The 18,293-nt window shown below is 52.8% G+C and carries 17 protein-coding genes; 2 read left to right on the top strand and 15 right to left on the bottom strand.

The genetic code is table 11. The annotated features are described in order from the left end of the window. Positions 1-29 precede the first annotated feature (29 nt). The 8 genes from EYB30_RS08660 to EYB30_RS08625 all read right to left on the bottom strand — a co-directional run bounded on the left by EYB30_RS08660 (position 30) and on the right by EYB30_RS08625 (position 9,965). Positions 30-965: a DUF4340 domain-containing protein gene (locus EYB30_RS08660; protein WP_166838516.1), complete on the bottom strand. Its 936-nt coding sequence runs from the start codon at positions 963-965 to the stop codon at positions 30-32. Between the two features lie 12 nt (positions 966-977). Then, complete coding sequence (locus tag EYB30_RS08655; protein WP_166838515.1) at positions 978-3,866, bottom strand: Gldg family protein; 2,889 nt, start codon at positions 3,864-3,866, stop codon at positions 978-980. Then, positions 3,856-4,794: an ABC transporter ATP-binding protein gene (locus EYB30_RS08650; protein ID WP_166838514.1), complete on the bottom strand. Its 939-nt coding sequence runs from the start codon at positions 4,792-4,794 to the stop codon at positions 3,856-3,858. The genes EYB30_RS08655 and EYB30_RS08650 overlap by 11 nt, the downstream gene beginning before the upstream one ends. Before the next feature lie 229 nt (positions 4,795-5,023). Then, complete coding sequence (locus EYB30_RS08645) at positions 5,024-6,103, bottom strand: DUF3083 family protein (protein ID WP_166838513.1); 1,080 nt, start codon at positions 6,101-6,103, stop codon at positions 5,024-5,026. 98 nt (positions 6,104-6,201) lie between these two features. Then, complete coding sequence (locus EYB30_RS08640; protein ID WP_166838512.1) at positions 6,202-6,834, bottom strand: trimeric intracellular cation channel family protein; 633 nt, start codon at positions 6,832-6,834, stop codon at positions 6,202-6,204. Positions 6,835-6,879: 45 nt separating this feature from the next. After that, positions 6,880-7,764 carry a retropepsin-like aspartic protease gene (locus EYB30_RS08635; protein ID WP_166838511.1) on the bottom strand — a complete coding sequence of 295 codons (885 nt, stop codon included), beginning with the start codon at positions 7,762-7,764 and terminating at the stop codon, positions 6,880-6,882. A gap of 88 nt (positions 7,765-7,852) precedes the next feature. Then, positions 7,853-9,229: a sensor histidine kinase gene (locus EYB30_RS08630; protein ID WP_166838510.1), complete on the bottom strand. Its 1,377-nt coding sequence runs from the start codon at positions 9,227-9,229 to the stop codon at positions 7,853-7,855. Then, positions 9,219-9,965, bottom strand: a complete 747-nt coding sequence (locus EYB30_RS08625) for a response regulator transcription factor (protein ID WP_206674600.1) — start codon at positions 9,963-9,965, stop codon at positions 9,219-9,221. Before EYB30_RS08625 ends, EYB30_RS08630 begins: the two co-directional genes overlap by 11 nt. A gap of 64 nt (positions 9,966-10,029) precedes the next feature. On the opposite strand from EYB30_RS08625, the gene EYB30_RS08620 reads away from it, so the two are divergent. Next, the gene (locus tag EYB30_RS08620) at positions 10,030-10,980 is read left to right on the top strand and encodes a hypothetical protein (RefSeq protein ID WP_166838509.1); all 951 of its coding nucleotides are present in this window, start codon (positions 10,030-10,032) and stop codon (positions 10,978-10,980) included. 53 nt (positions 10,981-11,033) lie between these two features. Here EYB30_RS08620 and EYB30_RS08615 read toward each other — a convergent pair whose 3' ends face one another. Continuing rightward, entirely contained in the window at positions 11,034-11,597 is a 564-nt protein-coding gene (locus EYB30_RS08615) for a uracil-DNA glycosylase family protein (protein ID WP_206674599.1), read from the bottom strand. After that, complete coding sequence (locus EYB30_RS08610; RefSeq protein WP_166838507.1) at positions 11,590-11,931, bottom strand: gamma-glutamylcyclotransferase family protein; 342 nt, start codon at positions 11,929-11,931, stop codon at positions 11,590-11,592. The genes EYB30_RS08615 and EYB30_RS08610 overlap by 8 nt, the downstream gene beginning before the upstream one ends. Positions 11,932-12,135: 204 nt before the next feature. Between EYB30_RS08610 and EYB30_RS08605 the strand changes: the two genes are divergently transcribed. Continuing rightward, complete coding sequence (locus EYB30_RS08605; RefSeq protein ID WP_166838506.1) at positions 12,136-12,432, top strand: thioredoxin domain-containing protein; 297 nt, start codon at positions 12,136-12,138, stop codon at positions 12,430-12,432. A gap of 45 nt (positions 12,433-12,477) precedes the next feature. On the opposite strand, the gene EYB30_RS08600 is transcribed toward EYB30_RS08605, so the two are convergent. The 5 genes from EYB30_RS08600 to leuA form a co-directional block, all read right to left on the bottom strand. Beyond that, positions 12,478-13,080, bottom strand: a complete 603-nt coding sequence (locus EYB30_RS08600; RefSeq protein ID WP_166838505.1) for a M23 family metallopeptidase — start codon at positions 13,078-13,080, stop codon at positions 12,478-12,480. A 228-nt stretch (positions 13,081-13,308) separates the two neighbouring features. After that, a complete protein-coding gene (gene leuD, locus EYB30_RS08595) occupies positions 13,309-13,911 on the bottom strand; it encodes a 3-isopropylmalate dehydratase small subunit (RefSeq protein ID WP_166838504.1) in 603 nt (200 codons plus the stop codon). Further along, positions 13,908-15,338 (bottom strand): 3-isopropylmalate dehydratase large subunit, encoded by a 1,431-nt coding sequence (gene leuC, locus EYB30_RS08590; protein ID WP_166838503.1) that lies wholly within the window; start codon positions 15,336-15,338, stop codon positions 13,908-13,910. The genes leuD and leuC overlap by 4 nt, the downstream gene beginning before the upstream one ends. Next, the gene (leuB, locus tag EYB30_RS08585) at positions 15,338-16,426 is read right to left on the bottom strand and encodes a 3-isopropylmalate dehydrogenase (protein WP_166838502.1); all 1,089 of its coding nucleotides are present in this window, start codon (positions 16,424-16,426) and stop codon (positions 15,338-15,340) included. Before leuB ends, leuC begins: the two co-directional genes overlap by 1 nt. Next, a complete protein-coding gene (gene leuA / locus EYB30_RS08580) occupies positions 16,427-18,007 on the bottom strand; it encodes a 2-isopropylmalate synthase (protein ID WP_166838501.1) in 1,581 nt (526 codons plus the stop codon). Positions 18,008-18,293 lie beyond the last annotated feature (286 nt).

Here is an 18,293-nt window from a genome sequence, read left to right as displayed (position 1 = left end):
GTGCTGGCGTGGTGTTGCCCATCTACAGTTTAGTCACTGCTTGGCGGCTGATCTGATTGCTCACTGGCGGCCACTTCGCTGAGCTTGTCACCCTGCGCCTCATCTGAGCGCTGCAACGCCAGCCAGTCGATAGCCTGCAACTGATCAAACTGGCTTTGGCTGAGTTCAAACCAATGCTCAATGTCGTTGCGGCGGATAAGCGCAGTATCGTCCTGTTTTACCAGCTGATACTGATAATCGCGGGCACTGCTGCGTACATTAAGCTCGGTAATATCACTGCTAAGTGGCGCTTTTTCTGCCCGTTTCAGCACCGAAAGTGAACTCAGCTTAGCCACTAAATCACGGGCGGCTGCGCTGTCTGCAGTATGGCTTTCGCCGTTAAGCGACAGCTGCCAGTTATCGCCCTGGCGGCTTAGGCTGTTAGCACCCTGCGCAATGCGCTCTACCACCGGCAAGCGCAGTAACTGCTTATCCAGCCAGGCGCTCTCCTCCGCGCTCAGCTCAAAGCGGTTGAGTGCCGCTTTGTAGATAGCCTCATCGCCGTCAGTGCGCACATACAACTGTCGAAATGCCGGGCTATCGCCCAGATACAGCGTGTGCAGCACTTTTTCGCCCTGCATCAGCACTAATTTTTGTTCAAACTTATCGTCAGCCACACTAAAACGGCCTTGCGCTTCGCTGCTTTGTGCCACCGGCCAGCCGGATTTGAGCGCGGTTAAATCGCGCAGCAGGCTATCCAGCTTGCCCTGGCTGACTGGCAGACCATTGGCCAGCTGCCAGTTATCGCCTTGCTTAGTGAGCGTTAGCTCGCCGTCTTTGCTGCTTAGCACTAAGCTGTCAGCCTGTGTAAGCTTTGGCAGCAGCGGCTCGCTTACAATATCGTTGTTACTGCTGCTAAACAGCCACAGCGCCAGCAACAACTGGACGATAAGCAGCACAGTTAAATTACGCATTAAAGGTGTCATTTCGCCTCCTGTTTAGTCTGCCAGTTGTTTCAGCCAGGCCAGCTGACGCCGCTTTTGCAGGCTGCGCTGCAGTAAAATCAGCGCCACCAGCAGCAACACGGCTATAGCGTAGTTCAGGTATTCCCAGAACTGCTGGCTGCCTTCATCCATGGGTAACAGCGTGCGGTTAAACTGACCGCGGGCGCGGATACTGGTTAAGGCGGCATCATCCAGCGCCCAGTCCAGCGTATTGGCAATCAGCTGCAGTGCAGCGATATCCTGTACGCCACTGGCCGCGCCGCTTAGCTGTAGTGCGGTGTCGCTGATAAAGTCGTTTGAACTGAGCACGATTAACCGCGCAGAAGACGGCGAGCGGCTTAGCACAGAGGAGACATTTAGCGCCGGCTCGTCAGCGGCAGCATCTTCGTTTGCTTCATCAACAGCTGTTTCATTAGCAGCTGTTAGCAGCGGCGAGTCTTTACCGGCAAAGTAGGAGCTAAACTCGCCCTCGATCACAGCGCCCAGCAGATAAGACTGCTGCTCACCCTCTGCCGTAAAGCTTAGCTCGCCATACTGATTCAGCGGCGGCAGTACCTCTGTACTGGCTGACAACCAGGCGCGGTTAGAGCTGTGAATAAGCTCCGTCACCTTGCGGCTGTTGTTTTTATCAGCATCAATAGCCAGCGGCGATGCCCAGTTCAAGGTTAGCTGCTGCAGGCTGGAAGTGGCCGGATGCTCGGCGTTTAAACCGTTCTGGCGCACATCAATAAAGTAGGGGTAATCCAGCATCCGTACTTCCTGCACGCGGAAGCCGCCCAGATCGCGTGTCACCGGCAGTGGCAGCGCAGCGCTTTGCTGGTCTAGCACTAAGGTGTTCTGCTGGCTGATACCATGATGCGCCAGCCAGTCGGTCAGGCCCGACTGCACCGTTTTCAGGTTCAGGCTACGGCCGCTAAAGTCAGCACTGTAAGGCGAGCTGGCCAGCAATACCGTACCACCCTGCATTAAAAACTGATCCACGGCAAACAACGCCTTGTCATCCAGTTTATCCGGTGCTGCCAGCAGCAGAATATCAGCATCACTGGCGACACTGCCGTCAGTCAGATCTTCGGTTTTAACATTCAGCTCATCGCCAAGGTACTGCTGCAACTGGCTAAAACTAACACCGCCGCCATAAGGGTTGGCCGCCGGTGCCGCTAAGGCTACCGTTTTGCGGTAACCACTGGCAAAGCGTTTTACTGCCGCGGTGAAATTGCGCTCAAAGCTTTCAGCTGAGAAATCGTCCAGCGGAATTTGCACCAGCTGCTCACCATCGCCGAGCAGTAAATGGAAGTAAAATGGGTTAGGGTCAAGCAAACCGGTGACCAGCGGGCTGATGCCGTAATCGTTAGCCAGTTGCTGCGCCAGCTCGCCGCCATTGGCATCCGGGTCCAGCGTTTGGCGGCTCAGTTTATCGCCAGCCTCAACAGTCAGCTTATCCAGCACGCTATTAATATCAGCAGCAAACTGCTGTAACTGTGCCGGCAGCTTGCTGCTCTCCGACAAGTAAGCAGTGAAGCTAAGCGGTTGGTCGACCGCAGCAAATAGCTCGCCACCGGCCTGGTAACCCTGCATTACCGCGCGAATGGTGCGGGTGATATCCAGCTCAGGGTTACGCAGCTGCACATTTAGCTCGGCCTCGCCGCCCGACTTCACCTCGATTAAGTCGCGAAAACCCAGGACTTTATATTCACTGCCGTACTGCACCAGTACGTTAAAATAGCTGCTGACAATCGACGACTGATAGCGATCCGCCACCTGAAACGGCACCGGCTCGATACCAAATTCCTGATTAGCCTGCTTTTCTGCTTCGGCAGAGCTTAACGGATCGACCAGCTCCAGCTTAATGCGGCCCTTACCGGCAATTTCATACTCACGTAGCAAATCACTTAGTTGCGGCACCAGAGGTGCTAATAGCGGGTGGGTTTTGCTGCTGAAATAGCCGCGCAGCAGCAGTGGCTCCTGTAATTGCGCCAGCTGCTGTTTGCTGGCCTCTGACAAGGTAAATTGCTGACCCGTGGTGCTGTCATAGCGCAGAGCTGATAACTGCCCCAGCCATAAATTCAATGCCAGCGCATTTACCACGACCAGGCTGGCAACCCACTGCCAGCGTTTAGCGGCAACGCCCGGCTGTTCACTCCAACGACCGCGCTCCAATGCCCAACAATTCAACGTTAAAAACACCAGCGTTAAGCTGACAAAGTACAATAAGTCACGCGCATCCAGCATACCGCGACTGATGGCTTCAAACCGGCCCGAGGTAGACAACAGGCTTAACCACTGGCTGATATTCTGACCAAATAAACTGGTGATGACATTGCTGCCAATTAAATAAAACACGCCACATAACAACACTGATACCAACAACGCCACGATCGGGTTGTCGCTGCGCGCCGACGCATACAGGCCAATCGCCAGGTACAGCATACCCAGCAGCAGGGTAGCAAGATAACCGGCCCACACCGGGCCCCAGTCCAGCTCGCCCAGCATGGCTACCGTGAACGGCAACGGTAGGGTGAGCAGCAACGCCAACAGCAGTAGCAGGCTGCAGCCGATAAATTTGCCCAGCACAAACTGCCACAGTGGTGTGCTTTGCGTTAGTACATGTTCCAGGGTGCCGCTGCGGCGCTCTTCGCTCCACAAGCGCATGGTTAAGCTGCTGGCAAGAAAAATCAGCAGCAACGGCATGGCATTAAACAGCGGCCGCACATCGGCAATATTGCGGGCAAAAAATGCCTCTCCCCAGAAAAACATAAACAGCACCACCGCTAAAAAGCCACCTAAAAACAGGTAGCTCACCGGTGAGGCAAAAAACAGGCTGATTTCTTTTTGCGCGATGCGCCACAGCATGGTGCGGGCATGTTGGGTGTGATCAGGCTGCATCTTTCACCTCCGCGTTGCTGTTAAGCTGACGAAAAACCGTTTCCAGATCGCGCTGCTCGATAAACAGCTGGGTTAAGCTGGCACCGGCGTTAAACACCGCCTGCGTCGTTGCCTGACACAGGCTGTTAAGATCGCTCTGAGTATCACTCAGTGTTAAGCGATACTGGCCAGCGCCAAGCTGGCGGATATCTACCGCGCTAAAAGCAGGTGCCAAGGCGTCACGCAGGGTTGGCAAACTAATATCGCTATGTAGCTGCACGCTATTGCTCTGGCGCAGGGCACTCAAGCTGCTATCGAGCACCAGCTCACCGGCGCGCAGCATCAGCACCTGGGTACAAAGCGCATCCACCTCCTGCATGATGTGGGTGGATAAAATCACGGTGGCATCTCTGGCCAGCTCGCGGATTAAATTGCGCATGGCTTCGGTTTGCGCCGGATCCAGGCCGTTAGTGGGCTCATCTAAGATCAGCAATTTCGGCCGGGTTAAAATGGCCTGCGCCACACCGACCCGCTGTTTAAAACCGCGGGATAAGGTGGCGATTGGCGCCAGCAATTTAACGGCAATGTCGGTGGCAGTGATGGCATAGCGGATAGCGTCGGTTTTTGCTTTACCGCTTAAGCCTTTTAACGTAGCAGCGTAATCGAGATAGTCGGCCACTGTCATATCCGGATACAGCGGCAGGCTCTCCGGCAGGTAGCCAATTTGCGCCTGTATCGCCGCGCGATCTGTGGCCATATCCGCACCGTTCAGACTGATACTGCCGCTGTCGGCGTCTAAATAGCCGGTAAGCATTTTCATAATGGTGGTTTTACCGGCACCGTTGTGGCCCAACAGGCCGACGATTTCACCGGGTTTAATACTAAAGCTGACGTTATTCACCGCCAGCATAGCGCCATAACGACGCGTTAAATGTGAAACCTGTAGCATGATCAATTCTCCGCAGCATGGTTAGTTCTGGTTAGACAGGTGCGAAAAATCAGCTGGCGGCGGTATAGCCACGTAAAAGGGCAGGATACGCTGAGACATTGTTTTTACCTTCCTCTTTGGTTGCCGGGGACATTCCCGTAAAAACAGTGTGTTAGTGCAAAGCCTGTTATATATAAGGCCGCTTGCTAAGAATTCAAGCGGCCGGATAAGTTCCTTATTTTACGGTTGATTAACTGAGATCGGCGGGTAGTACATAGCTGATATGCTGATAAAACCGCAGCATTAAGTCCTGCCGCTCAGGTGACAGCTGCAGTGTATCGGCAAAACTGCGAACAGCCGCCTCGACCTGATTCATAAAACGGCCATAACCAAACTCAGTATTGTCGTCGCTGTCGGCGACAATAATAAAATGTGCTGTGTCGACCAGTTTATCGGCCTGCCAGAACGCCAGCAGTTGCCCCTCGTTGCACTGCGGGTTAAAGCTGACTTTTTGCAATTCACTGTTTTGTTCGGTTTGATCCCATTTGCTGCTGCGCACTACCGGTATCAAACCATTCGCCACCAGCGCCAGCCGGTCCAACTTTTTACCGGCACAGGCCGTGGCAAACTGTTGCTGTAACTGCTGATACAGCGGGCTGAAATCTGTCGCATCGCGGCTAAGCAACTGCTGCTTAATCGCCCGGGTTAGCGGCAAGGTTACCGTGACATAGGTAATTTCGCTGTGCTCGTCGGGTAAAGTGCATTGGCGGGCGCGGTAACGCGGATACAAACCACGCAGCTTGTAGCCATAGCTTTCTTTGTGGCCCTTTTGTCTGGCAAATAAGTCGTAGGACAAATGTTGGTGATCACGCAGCTTTATGGCCGGTTTGCCGGGTAGCTGCTGTTGCCAGCTTTGCAGCAGTTGCAGCACCTTAGTGTGAAAGGCGGCCGCTTCACTGCGTAGCTCATCGCCGGTGGCTAAAAACACCGCGCGGATCTTACGCGCAGTGTAACCGGCAGTACTGAACAAGCCCTGCGCCTCATGGTATTTAGGGTTATAAAAAAACAGGATCTGCTTTTCCGTTTGCAGACTGTAGGCTTCCTGATGAAACCGTACCACCGGCAGCTTATCATTGGCAATTAACTGCACATTGCGCAAGCCCGCGGCGTCTGCCAGGCTAAACAGCTGCTGCGCCAGCTGCTGATAAGCCTGCTCAGCGCTGTCAAACTGCTGATAGAAGGCAGCATCTGGCTTAAACTCTGCCAACAGATACTGATTAGCACGGGCATTAGTCGGAATATAAACACGATGTGGATTGTGGTTGGCCATAAAAACCTCCGCTCAGGTAAATTTGCGGCAGTCTAACGCGATTTTATGACGGAAAAATTGTTCTGGATTAAGCTAATCAACGCTAACACGGCGCCAGCTTAAGGCTCGTTCAACTCGTTATGATGTTTGCTGAATACCGGTATCGTCAACTGCCACTTCATCGCAGCTAAGCGCAGCAGCAACAGCGCCACCATACCACTTAGCATGGCCGGCAGTTGCGCCACGCCCAGCGCCAGCAAACCAGTGTAGACCATACCACCAAAGATACAGGTAACAGCATAGAGCTCACCACGAAACACCATTGGTACTTCGCGGCACAACACGTCACGGATCATACCGCCGCAGACGCCGCTCATGGTGCCAAGCAGTATCGCCACCATGGTAGAGGTACCGTAATCCAGTGCCTTTTGCGTGCCCATTATCACAAAAAACGCCAACCCTAACGCATCAAACAGCTGCAGCGTATTGTGTGGAATGGTTAAACGGTTACGCAGCAGCAAAATGGTGCCGATAGCGGCGATAAAAATAGCGTAAAAGTAGCTGTTGTTGTTTATCCAGATCACCGGCACATCAAGAATAAGGTCGCGCAGGGTGCCGCCACCGATGGCCGTAACACTGGCCAGTACAATAACGCCAAAGCCATCCATTTGATTGCGCCAGGCCGCCAGCGTACCGGAGATGGCAAATACGGCGATGCCGAGTAAATCGAACCAGTGAAAGTAGTCTGCCATTCTGCCATACCTCTGAAGCCGCCATTGGCGTTGACGTTAGCAGGCTTACTGACGGAAATACAGCTTTTGATTAGCGTAATCCAGCACCAGCCGGCCATTGCGAAAGGCACGCAGCCCCATCAGCATAAAGGGTTTATCCTGATAGCCTAACTGCGTAAATACGTGCAGGTCGGCCTGAAAGGCCTTAGGCTCAGATACTTGTGCATTGCCAAGTTGATAACCCAGCCCCTGCAGTACCTTGCGCGGCTGCGCCGGGCCGGTTAAGCCCTGGGTTTGCTCCTCACCTGTTACCGTAAGACCCGTTAACTGCTGGGCTAAGGCCGAATTAATAAAACTATGGTGTGCACCGGTGTCAAACAACACATCGGCCGCCTGGCCGTTAAATACCGCACTGGCCCGGATCAAGCTGGTGCTGCTGTCGATATCCACCACATGCAGCGTGTTCAGGCTGGCGCTGTCACATTGACCGGGGGTTAATGTCAGCCTCTGTTCGGCAAAGTTCATATCAACACAATAGTGGCGTAAAAAGTCATGGCCCAGTAGCCCGGGTTGTGTGCCATCGGGCAGGCTCAGGCCACTCATATCGGCAAAGATATATTCCTGTTCAGCTTGCAAAGCACCACCGACCGCCGTGCTGTCGACAACGCCTTCTGTCATTTCCGTGGTGCCGGTAGCAGAGGTGACAGTGGTCGTATCCAGTTTGTCGGCGTGCAGCGCTAAGGGTGCCAGTAATGTCAGCGGCAACACGCCTTGCTGCGCCGCAGAGTCTACAATCATCGGATGGTCTGGCAGACCGTTGAAACTGGCATAGACATAAGCATGACCTCTGTCATTCAAGTGCATTGGCATGCTGTAACTCGTTACTGCTGCTTCAGCAGGCACCACAACGGATAACAGGGCTAACGCAGATAAAATCGGGGCTTGTCGCATTTTTTCGTCTCCATCAATTTGGTTTGATGGCACTTTACGGCGCAATTGTCAGGAAATTATCAGCATCGGTTAAAAACTGCGGTCAGCGTTATAAAGCCGCTTTCAGACTGATACAGACAGACAAACCGCCGGCCTGCCCCGCTTTGGCCGCAATATTGGCCTGCATCAGCTGACACAACTGATAGCATATCGCCAGGCCGAGGCCTGAGCCGCCCTGGCTGCGAGAATGGTTAAAACGTTGAAATAATTTCGCCAGTAGCTCGTCGCTCAGGCCTGGTCCTTTGTCTTCAACATAGATCGCTATTCGCCCGTTAAGCGGCAGCGCGGTAAGTTTTACCACGCCGCCACTGCTGCCGTAGCGAAAGGCATTATTCAAAAGATTACTCAGTACCTGCCGTAAGCGCGCCGCATCGGCCTGCACTGTTAAGCCCTGCCCGGCCTGTACTATTAATTGCACCGCAGCGGTATCGGCCTGAGCCTGATAGCTTAGTTGCAGATCCGTCAAAAGGGCGCTCACATCAACTGGCTGCAACGTTAACTGCAGCTGGCCTGCCTCGGTTAACGACAACAGATTAAGATCATCAATAATACGGCTAATCCGCATCACATCCGTTTGCAATTGCGCCAGTTGGGCAGGTTCAGTGCTGACAACGCCGTCCTGCATCGCTTCCAGCCTTGCTACTACCGCAGCCAGCGGCGTACGCAGCTCATGTGCGATGTCGGCACTCATTTGCCGGTATTGTTGATCCAGCCGCTGCAAACCATCAGCCAGATGATTAAAGCCATCGAACAACTGGCCCATTTCATCGCGCCGCGTACTGTGGATACGCTGGCCCAACTCGCCCTGTCGCAGCGCATTAAAACCCTGCAATAGCTGCTGCACCGGTTTTAGCAACCAACGGGCACCCAGCCAGGCCAAGAGCACCGCCAGTAGCGACAACAGTAAAAACAACTGCATAAAACGGTTATTCAGCTGCGCTGCCAGGCTATCCTGTTGCTGGCCAAGATCTAGCCAGGCCATTGGCAGCCAATACAAGCCGGCCTGGCTAAGGCCTGTTATTGCCACCGGCTCTGGCGCAGCAGGAAAACTAATAACTGACGGCGACATAGCGGCTTGTTTAAGCACAAACTGAAAGCCGTTGCCTTGAGCTTGCGCACTTAACTGCACCTCATCTGGCAGCGAGCTGCCAATCAGCTGCCCGCTATCCAGCAGAATAAAGGCATAACCGTTAAATTGCGCGGCTAACGCCGCCAATATCGACTCGGGGTGGCGCTGCATTATGCTGGGCAAATACAACTGCACCTCATCGTTATCCAACTCCAGCTTGGCCATGGTCAGCGCACTGCGTTTATTAAAATCGACGATGGCATTACGGGCGCTGTGCAGTGACAGCAGATAATAACTGCCCAGCATCAGCAGGGTGCAACTGGCAACAATTAAGGCAATTTTTGTTTTAAGTGTCATAGCTGCGACGGCCAATAAACTGATAACCGGCACCATGCCGGGTTTGGATAAAACGCGGATTACTACGCTGTTCACCGAGTTTCTTGCGCAGGTTAACCATATGGGTGTCGACACTGCGTTCAGTAACATCGTGCTGTTGCGGCCATACTGCGTCGAGCAAGGCGGCGCGGGAAAACACCCGCAAAGGTTGCTGCGCTAAGGTCTTTAACAGCGCGAACTCAGACGGCGTCAGGCTAAGCGGTACATCGTCAAGCCACACTTGCTGCGCGTTAAGATCCAGCATCATGCCGTCAAACCGCCACTGGCTTTGCTGGCTGCCATTGTTAGTGCGCCGCAGCAACGCCTGCACCCGCAGCACCAGCTCCCGCGGGCTGTAAGGTTTGCACAGATAGTCATCCGCCCCCAACTGCAGGCCCTCTATCCGCTGCGCTTCGCTCACCCGGGCGGTTACCATTAATGTAGCGATATGGCGCTGCATCGCTAGTTGCAATAAATCTAAACCACTGCCATCGGGCAAATTAATGTCCAAAACGGCCACATCACACGGCAGGTTGTGCAATGCCCGTTGCGCTGCTGTCGCACTATTAAAGTACTCTACATTCAAACCAGCCTGCTGCAGATAACGCAAGGTAATATCGGCAATGCTGGCATCGTCTTCAACGTAAACAACCTGTCCGGATTTCATACCACATAGATTACAAATTAAAAAAGCGGCAGCATACACCGAAATTGCCATCGTGCAACAGTGAAACCCTGTGTTAACATCCACCGCAGTTATCTCACAGTAAAAGGACTGAAAAATGAAAAAATCCGTGCTAGCACTGCTGGTCGTAGCTGTTGCAGCTGGCGGCGGTCTGTATTTTGCCAATATGCAGGCAGAGGACGCCATTAAGCAGCAGTTAGAGCAAGCCAACCAAAGCTACCGCGATATGGCTGCAGACGGTGAGATGCCTGAAATCAGCCTGAGTTATCAGGACATCTCAGCCAATGTGCTGACGTCCAGCTACAGCATTAGTGGCCTGGCCGTTGCTATGGGCGAAATGGGCACCGTTGCCACGGCCGATATGGTGCAGATGAAGGGGTTGCAGCCACAAGGACTGTCTGATAGCGGCAGTGTGAAAATTAGTGGCATTAAAGCGGCGGCGGCCGTACTGCAAATGCTGCCGCCACAAACCAGCGCCTATTTGCAGGGTCTGGCCCTGCACGGTGATTACGACTATGCCTACAACGACAGTGGTGAGCTGATGTTTAACCAGCAAACCCGCATCAACGACGAATTTGCGTTGAACTACAGCTTTAGCCTGGCGCAAATGCAGCAGTTCTGGCAATTTGCGAAAGAGATCAGCGCGCTGCCGCCAGAGCAGCAACAAGCCCTGGCCGCTGATGAGGCCTATGTCGGCCAGATGCTGGAAAAGTTGGCAACAGGTGCCCTGAGAAATGGTGCTATCAGCATTGAAAATAATGGCTTTATCGAGCGCACTCTGGCGTTGATGGCAGAACAGGGCCAAACCCCGGACTTTGCCACCGCCCAGGGCCTGGCTCTGGCCAACATTGCGGCGATAGAGCAGATACCAACTGATATGAAGCAAAGCCTGAGCGATTTTATCAGCAAGCCAGAGAAGCTCAGCTTAAGCTTCGGCTTTACCGAGCCTCTGCAATTCGCCAAAGTACAAAGTGGTGAACTGGCCGAACATATGGTCAGCCCGGAAGCGATGATTAAGTTTGCCAACGTGAAACTGCAAGCCAATTAAACGGCGGATTTATTACCGTAAAAACCCGCTTTGTGGCGGGTTTTATTTTTTCACTATCTAGCTAATACGTCCTGGACAGCTTGCTGCAGCTGCGGCAGCAGCTGCTCTGCAAACCAGGGGTTGCGCTTTAGCCAAATATTATTGCGCGGGCTGGGGTGTGGCAGCGGTATAATATCCGGCCAGTATTGCTGCCAGGCGGCAACGGTTTCAGTCAGCGAGCTTTTCGCATCAGGCAGATGCCAGGCCTGGGCGTATTGGCCAATCACAACAGTAAGTTGCAGATGCTTTAACGGTTCTAACAGCGCCTGGCGCCAGGTTGACGCACATTCCGGCCGTGGCGGTAAATCACCGCTGTTGCCGCGGCCGGGAAAGCAAAAGCCCATTGGCAATATGGCCACCAGCTTAGGGTTGTAAAACTGCTGTTCGCTAAGCCCCAGCCAGGCACGTAACCGCTCGCCACTGGCATCGGCAAACGGCCTTTCAGCGTCATGCGCTTTTCGCCCGGGTGCCTGGCCCGCGATCAGAATGCGGGCAGAGGGATGCCATTGCAGTATTGGCCGTGGCGCCAGTGGCAACTGTGGTGCACACAAAGTGCAATGGCGCACATCGTCAAGCATGCTCAGCCGCCGCATAGATCCAACATGCAGTGCCGGATTTTAGCGTCGCTTTTACCCGCACATAGGCATCCACTTCATAGTCATCAGCCTGCGCCAGCTCGACATCGGTCAGCTCAAATACGGTGCCGGGCACTTCGTCAGCCACATTACCGCTAAAGCGCAAAATCGGATGAAAGGCCTTACCGCTTTCGCGCAGTACCCGTTCGTCAGTAATTTCCACTTCGCCGATAATATAGCCCTGCAGAACATCTTTGCTGCCGGTGAGCTCGCGGCCAAAGTTGGCTAACTGGACGTTTTTTTGCTGCAAAGTGCCGTAAGAGAATAGTTTCGGCATGGTAACTCCTACTAAAAATCCGGACTGTCGAATTAACACTTTCAATTGTCTGTGTCTAATGGCTATGATACTGATTAATAGCCATTTACGAACCTCACTTATGCTAAAACGACTATTGCTTTGTTGCCTTCCGACATTAAGTAGTCAGCCTATTGTATTGGCAGAAACACCGCAAGATGCTATTGGTCAGCAGAGCTACAGCAAATGCAGGCACTATCTGGTACCAGCTTGGTGGTGTTGTTTGGCAGCTGGTGCCACGACAGTGAACGTGAAGTGCCGCGCTTGCTCAAGCTGATTGACCAATCTGGTGTTGAACTTGAGAGCCTGCAATTGCAAGGCGTTGATCGCAGAAAACAACACCCGGAAAACCTGCACAACCAATTTGCTTTGCGCTACACACCAACCATTATTGTGTTACGTGACGGTAACGAGCTTGGCCGAATCATCGAAAAACCGCAGCGATCACTGGCCGCAGATCTGGCTGCGCTAGCCAAACGCTAACGGCGGTACAGACCGCCTGCTGTGCTATTGGGTTCAATGTTGTGGCTACAATGCGATGTACTTTTCACCGGTATTTAATCCGCAACTATGCTCTCTGGTGTTTCTAAACGTCACCGGCACTGTCTGGCCACATGGCAGACTGTTGTAGTTTGGTGGCAAATTCGGGCCGCATTGTTGCACATCAAAATGCAAATGCGGGCCACCACTTTGACCGGTATTGCCACTTAACGCGATAACGTCACCCGCTGTTACCTGTTCACCTTCGTTAACTAAAGCACCGTTAAAGGTGAGATGAAAATATCTGGCAATGCTGCCATCACTATGTTGAATAAAGACGTAATTTTCCTTTAGATCTTCATTATTACCATCTTCGAAATTTTCCCGAACACTAACCACTTTACCATCTCTTGCTGCCAGTATTTTGGTACCAACCGGCATCACAAAATCTATCGCATAGGTGCCAACCCCCTTGTTTGCACTGCGATAATGCTCAGTGGTTGCATAAATATCCCATGCTGTACCTACCTCGTACGGTAAAACATAAGGTGAATCGTGCTGCGCTGGAAATACCGCACAATCAACGGCTGGTTTTGAGCAAGCGCTTAGCGAAACGCTGAACAACACTGCTGCCATAACTGATCTTTTCATATGAAATTCCTTTGCTAAAACCCTTTAGTCGCAGGTTTTCTCACATAGGTTTAAATCCAAATGAAAATCAGCGCAAAATCATAAACTTCTGACAATTTCACTAGTAACAGCACAGTGACGTAATGCTGATTTAGCAAGCAACTACAAAGCACAAACACCTCAGGGCAGCTATGCCGCTGAGGTGTTTGAACTAGCTATAAAACTAACAAAATCAGGCAAATGCAAGACCTAGCCCAACCAGGGCTGGCTGGCTTTGCGGCTTTGTTCGTAATCAGCAATTTGTGGGTTTAACTGCTCACTGCTGCCGATAAAATCCAGCCCGGATAACAGGCGCTGTTTAATATCGGCGTCGATATTAAAGCCCATGGCGGCATTGTTACCGAACAGGATTTCCTGGCTTTGCAAATCAATTTGCCACTGCTGCGGGCCCTGGGCGCAGCGGTTAAACAGCAGCTCGATATTGGTTTTGCTTAAGCTGATTAACAACATGCCGTTGTTTACGCTGTTATTAAAGAAAATATCAGCAAAACTTTCGGCGATTATTACGCTAAAACCGTACTGTTTAATCGCCCAGGGTGCATGCTCGCGGCTGGAGCCACAGCCAAAGTTAGCCCGCGTCAGCAAAATACTGGCGCCCTGATACTCGGGCTTATTTATGACAAAATCTGGATTTGGCTTACCATCGGCCAGATAACGCCAGTCGTAAAACATCGCCTGCGCAAAGCCATCGCGGCTGACGCTGGTTAAAAACTGCTTTGGGATGATCTGGTCGGTATCAACGTTGTTTTTATCCAGCGGACACACCAGGCCCTGTGCAAATATCTTACTCATGCCTGTTCTCCCTGTGGTTTAGCGGCAATATTGACAAACTTACCCGCTATCGCGGCGGCGGCGGCCATCGCCGGGCTGACTAAGTGGGTGCGGGCACCGCGGCCCTGACGGCCTTCAAAGTTACGGTTTGAGGTTGAGGCGCAGCGCTGACCGGCTTCAACTCTGTCGTCATTCATGCCCAGGCACATACTGCAACCCGGCTCGCGCCATTCAAAACCGGCGTCTTTAAAAATGCTGGCTAAACCCTCAGCTTCGGCCTGGCGTTTTACCACGCCGGAGCCAGGTACCACTAAAGCGCGCACACCGGCAGCGACTTTTTTGCCCTGCACAACACTTGCCGCGGCGCGTAAGTCTTCAATCCGGCTATTGGTGCAGCTACCAATAAACACCACATCCACTTTGCAGTCGGTCAGCTTTTGCCCCGGCTGCAACCCCATATAGGCTAATGCCCGCTCGGCTGCATCACGTTTGCTGGCATCGGTAAAACTGTCCGGCGCCGGTACGCTTTGGTCAACCGCAATCACCTGCTCCGGATTCGTGCCCCAGGTAATTTGCGGGGTAATAGTCGCCGCATCAATTTCCACCACCTGATCAAACACCGCGTCGGCATCCGAATACAGGCTTTGCCAATAAGCCACTGCCGCCTGCCAATGTTCAGCAGCAGGGGCATGGGCTTTGCCTTTAATGTAATCAAAGGTAATTTGATCCGGCGCGATTAAACCGGCTTTGGCACCCATTTCAATGCTCATATTGCACAGCGTCATGCGCCCTTCCATGCTCATAGCGCGAATAGCACTGCCGCAAAATTCGGCGACATAGCCATTACCACCGGCGGTACCCAACTTGCCGATTACCGCCATAATCACGTCTTTTGGCGTAACATAGCTGCTTAATTCACCATTTATCTCGACTTTTAACGTTTTTGCCTGCTGCTGCGGCAGGGTTTGTGTCGCCAGTACGTGCTCAACTTCTGAGGTCCCGATACCAAAGGCCAGCGCGCCAAAAGCACCGTGGGTAGAAGTATGCGAGTCGCCACAGACAATAATCATGCCCGGCTGGGTTAAGCCTTGCTCCGGGCCAATCACGTGCACTATGCCCTGATCGGGGTGGGTTAAATCTAACAATGGAATGCGGTTTTCCGCACAGTTTGCCGCTAAGGCTTCCAATTGCTTGCGCGAGGTGTCACCGGCGGCGTCGATACTGCGCCGCTGGGTGGACACGTTATGGTCCATGGTAGCAAAGGTTAAATCCGGCCGGCGTACCGAGCGGTTGGCCAGTTTTAAGCCAGAGAACGCCTGCGGCGAGGTGACCTCATGGATTAAATGCCGATCAACGTACAATAAATCGGTACTGGGGTTTAATTTACCCACTACATGGCTGGCGTAGATTTTCTGGTATAAGGTTTTGGCAGTATCATTATGGGCCATCAGTTTTGCTCCTGGCGCAGGGTGGCAACAATAGCTGCACCTACCGCAGCCGTACCATAAGTCGATTTCGGGTTAATGTCGCGCGTAACAACGTGCTGCTCTAAACACTGCTGCACGGCCTGTTCAATGGCGCGGGCGGCGTCTTCTTCACCAAAGCTGTAGCGCAGCATTAAAGCGGCACTTAAAATTTGCGCAATCGGGTTGGCAATGCCCTGGCCTGCAATATCCGGCGCACTGCCGCCGGCTGGCTCGTACAGGCCAAAGCCGCTGCCGTTTAAGCTGGCCGACGGTAACAGGCCTAATGAACCGGCAATAGCGGCAATTTCATCGGATAAAATATCGCCAAACAGATTGTCACACAGCAACACATCAAACTGCTGCGGGCTGCGAATTAGCTGCATAGCCGCATTGTCGATATACATATGCTCCAGCGTAACGCCGGGATAGTCTTGCGCTACCTGCTCTACCGTTTCACGCCATAAAATGCTGGTTTGCAGCACGTTGGCTTTATCAATCGAGGTGACTTTATTGCTGCGCTTGCTGGCAGCGTCAAACGCCACCCGGGCAATGCGTTCAATTTCAAATACGCTGTAGCGCTGGGTATCAAAGGCGTCTGTCTCAGTGCGGCCTTTTTCACCAAAGTAAATGCCGCCGGTCAGCTCGCGTACGCACAACACATCCATACCCTGGCTGCTTACACGCGGGTGCAGCGGCGATAAATCAGCAAAGGCCGGATAAATTTGGCCGGGCCGCAAATTGCAGAATAAATCGAAGGTTTTGCGAAGTGGCAATAAGGAGCCGCGCTCGGGCTGTTTATCCGGCGCTAACCCGGTCCATTTCGGCCCGCCGACCGAACCAAATAAAATAGCATCGCTTTGCTGACATACTGACAAAGTTTGCGCCGGTAAAGGTTCACCGGTAGCGTCTATGGCGGCGCCACCAACTAAGGCCGGCGTTAGTGTTAAGCCAAACTGAAATTTATCGGCGACGACCTGAAGCACTTTTTCTGCTTCGGCCATCACTTCCGGCCCGATACCATCACCGGCTAATACCGCTACCTTGTAGTGCTTTTTACTCTGTGTCGTCATTTAGTTGTCCCCTGCGGCAATTTTGTTAGTGTTCTGACGGGCGTGTTTATGCGCATCGATGGTCTGGGCGCGCTGGATCATATTCAGCACATGCACATAGGCCAGCACCGAGCTGCGCACGATGTCGGTGGCCAAACCGGCACCATGAAAACGGCGGCCTTCGTGTTCGGCAATAATATCGACCTGGCCCAGCGCATCTTCGCCGCTGCCTTTGGCCTGTAAGTTAAAATCAACCATCTTAATGTTCAGCTTACTAATGCGGGCGATGGCACTAAAAGCGGCTTCAACCGGGCCATTGCCGGTAGCCGCCTCGGTAAAGACTTTATCGCCGCAGCGCAGCCCAACCGTGGCACTTGCCACATGACCGGTGTGAGTGGATGAGCTTAAAAACTCCAGTGCGTAGTAGTCATTTTGCTCCTGCATGTTTTCAAAAAACACCAGCGCTTCTAAATCGTAATCAAACACCCGGCCTTTTTGGTCGGCCAGTGCAACAAAGGCTTTGTACACCGCTTCTAAATCATAATCGCCGCTGGTGTAGCCCAGTTCTGCCAAACGGTGCTGAATAACATGTCGGCCCGAGCGCGAGGTTAAGTTCAGTTCGTTCTGGCGGATACCCACCTGCTCCGGCGCCATAATCTCGTAGGTGTTTTGTGCTTTTAGTACGCCGTCCTGGTGAATGCCGGAGCTGTGAGCAAAGGCGTTTTCACCGACAATGGCTTTGTTCGGCTGAATGGGCATATTGCAAATTTGGCTTACCAAATGCGAGCTGCGGTAAATCTCGGTGGTTTTAATATCGGTATACAGCGGCGCCAATACGTCTTTGCGGGTATTGATAATCATCGCCACCTCTTCCAGCGAGCAGTTACCAGCACGCTCGCCGATGCCATTAACAGTACATTCAATTTGGCGGGCACCGGCCTGAATCGCGCTGATACTGTTGGCGACGGCTAAGCCTAAATCGTTATGGCAGTGCACGCTTAAGCGCGCTTTGTCGATATTCGGCACTTTGTTGCGCAAAGTGCTGATAATGGCCGCGAACTCATTCGGAATGGTGTAACCGACGGTATCCGGAATATTAATGGTGGTGGCGCCGGCGGCGATGGCACGCTCGACTATCCAGCATAAGTCGTCAATCGGCGTTCGGCCGGCATCTTCACAGGAAAACTCGATATCATCGGTATAACGGCTGGCCAGTTTAATCGCCGCAACGGCTTGCTCACTGGCCTGGGCTAAGGTTTTACGCAATTTATACTGTAAATGCAGCGGTGAGGTGGCAATAAAGGTATGAATACGGCGGCGCTCGGCGTCTTTTAATGCCTCGCCGCAGGCTTCGATATCGGCGCTGACGGCGCGCGCCAGACCGCAAATAACCGGGCCCTTGACTTCACGCGCGATGCGTTGCACCGAGTCAAAGTCACCTGGGCTGGAGACCGGAAAACCCACTTCCATCACATCGACATTCAGCCGCGCTATCGCATGCGCCAGCTGAATTTTTTGCTTCTGGCTTAAGCTGGCACGCAGCGCCTGCTCGCCGTCACGTAAGGTGGTATCAAAGATCCAAATTTTGTTATCGCCGCTCATCTTGTGTTTCCTGTTCCGTTAGTCGGTCGGTGGCAACTTATGGCGGGGGCTTAAAATGCAAAAAACCCCGGCCAGTGGCACGGGGTTTTTCGTTATCGGTTCGTTACATTTTTACCAATAAGCGACACCCCGCGCGCCGGTGAGGAGCACGAGGAGGCTAATAATAGAAACGCGACGATTAAAATTCATTGATTGCTCTGTTAGTAACGTTGGTTAGCAAAACGCCATTAGTAATAGCATGGTTATTTTTTAACTGCAACAGTATAGATGGCTAAATGGAAAAAAA

This window comes from Rheinheimera pleomorphica (assembly GCF_011634895.1).
Classification (GTDB): domain Bacteria; phylum Pseudomonadota; class Gammaproteobacteria; order Enterobacterales; family Alteromonadaceae; genus Alishewanella; species Alishewanella pleomorphica.
Note: the sequence above shows the minus strand (reverse complement) of the source record. Positions and strands in the feature narration are given on the sequence as shown.

Bases quoted from the DNA above. Each gene is read 5' to 3' on its own strand.
- EYB30_RS08660 (WP_166838516.1), bottom strand. From the start codon at position 965: ATGACACCTTTAATGCGTAATTTAACTGTGCTGCTTATCGTCCAGTTG.
- EYB30_RS08655 (WP_166838515.1), bottom strand. From the start codon at position 3,866: ATGCAGCCTGATCACACCCAACATGCCCGCACCATGCTGTGGCGCATC.
- EYB30_RS08650 (WP_166838514.1), bottom strand. From the start codon at position 4,794: ATGCTACAGGTTTCACATTTAACGCGTCGTTATGGCGCTATGCTGGCG.
- EYB30_RS08645 (WP_166838513.1), bottom strand. From the start codon at position 6,103: ATGGCCAACCACAATCCACATCGTGTTTATATTCCGACTAATGCCCGT.
- EYB30_RS08640 (WP_166838512.1), bottom strand. From the start codon at position 6,834: ATGGCAGACTACTTTCACTGGTTCGATTTACTCGGCATCGCCGTATTT.
- EYB30_RS08635 (WP_166838511.1), bottom strand. From the start codon at position 7,764: ATGCGACAAGCCCCGATTTTATCTGCGTTAGCCCTGTTATCCGTTGTG.
- EYB30_RS08630 (WP_166838510.1), bottom strand. From the start codon at position 9,229: ATGACACTTAAAACAAAAATTGCCTTAATTGTTGCCAGTTGCACCCTG.
- EYB30_RS08625 (WP_206674600.1), bottom strand. From the start codon at position 9,965: ATGGCAATTTCGGTGTATGCTGCCGCTTTTTTAATTTGTAATCTATGT.
- EYB30_RS08620 (WP_166838509.1), top strand. From the start codon at position 10,030: ATGAAAAAATCCGTGCTAGCACTGCTGGTCGTAGCTGTTGCAGCTGGC.
- EYB30_RS08615 (WP_206674599.1), bottom strand. From the start codon at position 11,597: ATGCTTGACGATGTGCGCCATTGCACTTTGTGTGCACCACAGTTGCCA.
- EYB30_RS08610 (WP_166838507.1), bottom strand. From the start codon at position 11,931: ATGCCGAAACTATTCTCTTACGGCACTTTGCAGCAAAAAAACGTCCAG.
- EYB30_RS08605 (WP_166838506.1), top strand. From the start codon at position 12,136: ATGCAGGCACTATCTGGTACCAGCTTGGTGGTGTTGTTTGGCAGCTGG.
- EYB30_RS08600 (WP_166838505.1), bottom strand. From the start codon at position 13,080: ATGAAAAGATCAGTTATGGCAGCAGTGTTGTTCAGCGTTTCGCTAAGC.
- leuD (WP_166838504.1), bottom strand. From the start codon at position 13,911: ATGAGTAAGATATTTGCACAGGGCCTGGTGTGTCCGCTGGATAAAAAC.
- leuC (WP_166838503.1), bottom strand. From the start codon at position 15,338: ATGGCCCATAATGATACTGCCAAAACCTTATACCAGAAAATCTACGCC.
- leuB (WP_166838502.1), bottom strand. From the start codon at position 16,426: ATGACGACACAGAGTAAAAAGCACTACAAGGTAGCGGTATTAGCCGGT.
- leuA (WP_166838501.1), bottom strand. From the start codon at position 18,007: ATGAGCGGCGATAACAAAATTTGGATCTTTGATACCACCTTACGTGAC.